Below are 3134 nucleotides of genomic sequence, written 5' to 3'. Positions count from 1 at the left end.
GGCGGGATCGCGGGAGGCAGGGGCGGCCAGGGCCGGCGGCATGGCCGACGGCGGGGTGGCGGACGCCGGATAGTGCGCTGGTTCGCGATCGTGCTGTCCGTACTGATACTCGGGACGGCCGGCGCCGGATACCTCTACTACCGCCATCTCAACGGCAACATCGACAAGGGCAAACGCAACAGCGGCGAGTCCGACATCAAGAAGACCGGCCCCAACGCGGCGGGCCAGACCCCCCTCAACATCCTGCTGATCGGTTCCGACAGCCGGAACTCCGCGGAGAACGTCAAGCTCGGCGGCAGCAGGGACAACGTCGGCAGCAAACCCCTGGCGGATGTGCAGATGCTCCTGCACGTGTCGGCGGACCGCGAGAGCGCGTCCGTGGTGAGCATCCCGCGGGACACCCGGGTGGACATCCCCCAGTGCGTCGACCCCGACACCGGGGAGACCCACCCGGCCAAGAACACGATCATCAACGAGACTCTCCAGCGCGGCGGCCCGGGCTGCACCCTGGCCACCTGGCAGAACCTGACCGGCGTCTACATCGACCACTGGATGATGGTCGACTTCGCCGGAGTGGTGGACATGGCGGACGCCATCGGCGGCGTCCCGGTCTGCGTCAACCAGAACGTGTGGGACCGGCCGCTGCCCGGCCAGCGCGGCGGCTCCGGACTGAAGCTGAAGGCCGGCACGCACAAGGTGCAGGGCAAGGAGGCGCTGCAGTGGCTGCGCACCCGCCATGCCTGGGGCAGTGACCCGCTGCGCGCCAAGGCACAGCACATGTACATGAACGCGATGATCCGGATGCTGAAGGAGCAGAACGTCTTCACCGACACCGGCCGTCTGATGGGCCTGGCCGAGGCGGGCACGAAGGCGCTGAAGGTGTCCGAGGAGATCGGCACGGTCAAGGAGCTGTACGACGTCGGCATGCAGCTGAAGTCGGTCCCGACGAACCGCATCACGATGACGACGATGCCGTGGATCGAGGACCCCCTGAACCGCAACCACCTGGTGCCCAAGCCGCAGGACGCCGACAAGATGTGGGCGATGCTCCGTGACGACGTCTCCTTCGACAAGGGCGGAAAGGCGCGCGCGGGCACGGCCTCGGGTCCGTCCCCGGCGTCGGTGAAGGCCACGGGTCCGGCCGCCGCGCCGGCCGCGGGGCTGTCGGTCACCGTCGTCAACGGGACGGCGAGCGACGAGCGGCCCGCCGTTCCGCAACGGGCCGCCGCGATCGCCACGGCGCTGCAGCAGGAGGGCTTCACCCAGGCCGTCGCCGCCGGTCGGCAGGATCCACACGCGCGGACCCAGGTGACGTACCCGAAGAGCACGGGGGAGCAGGGCCGCGCCAACGCGCTGTCGGTGGCGAAGGCGGTGGGCATCCCGAGCAGCCAGGTGCGGGCCACGGACGACGTCACCACCACGCTGACGATCGGCGGCGACTGGCGGGAGGGCACGGCCTACCCGAAGCAGAAGGCGCCCGAGGCGGGCGATCTGCCCGACTCGGCGGACGCGCTGAGCGCGGACAAGACGGAGTGCATGGACGTGTACCCGCCCTACCGGTGGTGAACGCGCCCGCGGCATGAGCCGCGTCGGTTGACGCCGCACGGGATCGTCGGGCGCCATGGCCAGGGCGGGAGAGCGGGGCCCGCCGTCCGGGAGGGGGGCGGGCCCCGCCACGTCGTGCCGGAACGCGGCGCGCTCAGCGGCGCAGCGCCTCCGCCGGCTGGATGCGGCTGGCGCGCCAGGCCGGGTGGAGACCGGCGAGCACGCCGGTCTCCGGGCCGACCAGGGGGGCGGTCACGACCGTCGCCGGGTGGGGGCCCGCTGACCCGACGGCAGTCGTACTGCTACGGCGCCCGCAGCGGCCCCGGCTGCTGATCACCGCACACGGGGTGTCCGCGCACACCATGGGCTCCCTCCCCGTCGAGGAGGGAGCCCATGGCCGCATCGGGTCAGCTCGCGGCGGCGTCGGCGCGCACCGCGGGACGCCGGGAGGCGATGACCTTCCTCGCCAGCGCCCGCGGGCTGGTCAGGAAGCCCCAGCCCCACGACATGTGCATCGTGGCCAGCGCCACGGGGATCTGCAGCCGTGCCTTCAGCGGCAGGCCCTTGCCCGCCGGGACCGAGCCGAGCAGGATCGCCGCGAGGTAGCCGCCGGGCACCACAAAGCCCCACGGCGTCAGCAGGGCGCCCACCAGGAGCCCGGCCCCGATCGCGCACACGGCGGTCGGCGGGGCGAGGTAGCGCAGGTTGATCGAGCCCTCGTGGAAGCGGGCCACCACGTGCCGCCAACGGCCGTAGTCCTTGTACTGCTTGGCGAGCGCCTTCACACTCGGCCGGGGCCGGTACGACACCTTCAGCTCGGGCGAGAACCAGACCAGCCCGCCGGCCTCACGGATGCGGAAGTTCAGCTCCCAGTCCTGGGCGCGGATGAACTCCACGTTGTAGCCGCCCTGCTGCTCCAGCGCCTCGCGCCGGAACACACCCAGATAGACGGTCTCGGCCGGGCCCGCCTGACCACCGGTGTGGAAGGCGGCGTTGCCGACCCCGATCTTCGAGGTCATCGCGGCGGCGACCGCGTGCTCCCAGTCGTTCTCGCCCTCGGCGTGCATGATGCCGCCGACGTTCTGCGCGCCGGTCTCCTCCAGGAGCCGTACGGCGGTCGCGATGTAGTTCGGCGAGAGCATGCCGTGCCCGTCGACGCGGACGACGATCGGGTGCCGGGAGGCGTTGATCGCCGCGTTCAGCGCCGCGGGCGTACGGCCGGTGGGGTTGGGGACGGTGTGGACACGCGCGTCTTCTGCCACGAGCTCGGCGGCGATCTCGTCCGTGCGGTCCGTGGACGGACCGAGGGCGATCACGACCTCCATCTCGCCGGCGTACTCCTGCGCGAGGATCGCTTGGACTGCTCCCCGCAGATGCCGCTCCTCGTTGAGGACGGGCATGATCACGGAAACGGCGGGGTGCCGCACGTCGGGATTGGCGTTCATAGGGGGCTCACGTTACCGCGAACGGGGGACACCGGTGCGCGCCGCCGGGGCGGTGACGCAGGCCGCAGATCGTATCGGCCTACGGTTTCACGGATCCCACGTACGGCCGTCGTCCGGAGGTGTCCCATGCCCACGCCGCCGCGG

Annotated in this window: 2 protein-coding genes; one reads left to right on the top strand and one right to left on the bottom strand. The window is 71.7% G+C overall.

Annotation, left to right across the window (positions count from 1 at the left end; genetic code table 11):
* Positions 1 to 1566 (top strand): LCP family protein (locus C1J00_RS40985; RefSeq protein ID WP_439333479.1); only part of this gene is annotated, 1566 nt, incomplete at its 5' end.
* Positions 1567 to 1952: 386 nt separating this feature from the next.
* Here C1J00_RS40985 and C1J00_RS40975 read toward each other — a convergent pair.
* Positions 1953 to 2990, bottom strand: coding sequence for a glycosyltransferase family 2 protein (locus C1J00_RS40975; RefSeq protein ID WP_102913913.1), 1038 nt, complete (start codon positions 2988 to 2990; stop codon positions 1953 to 1955).
* Positions 2991 to 3134 lie beyond the last annotated feature (144 nt).

The organism is Streptomyces cahuitamycinicus, assembly GCF_002891435.1.
In the GTDB taxonomy this organism is placed as follows: domain Bacteria; phylum Actinomycetota; class Actinomycetes; order Streptomycetales; family Streptomycetaceae; genus Streptomyces; species Streptomyces cahuitamycinicus.
This window is presented reverse-complemented; position numbering and strand designations above follow the sequence as displayed.

Coding starts and splice junctions, on each gene's coding strand:
- C1J00_RS40975 (WP_102913913.1), bottom strand. CDS start 2,990: ATGAACGCCAATCCCGACGTGCGGCACCCCGCCGTTTCCGTGATCATG.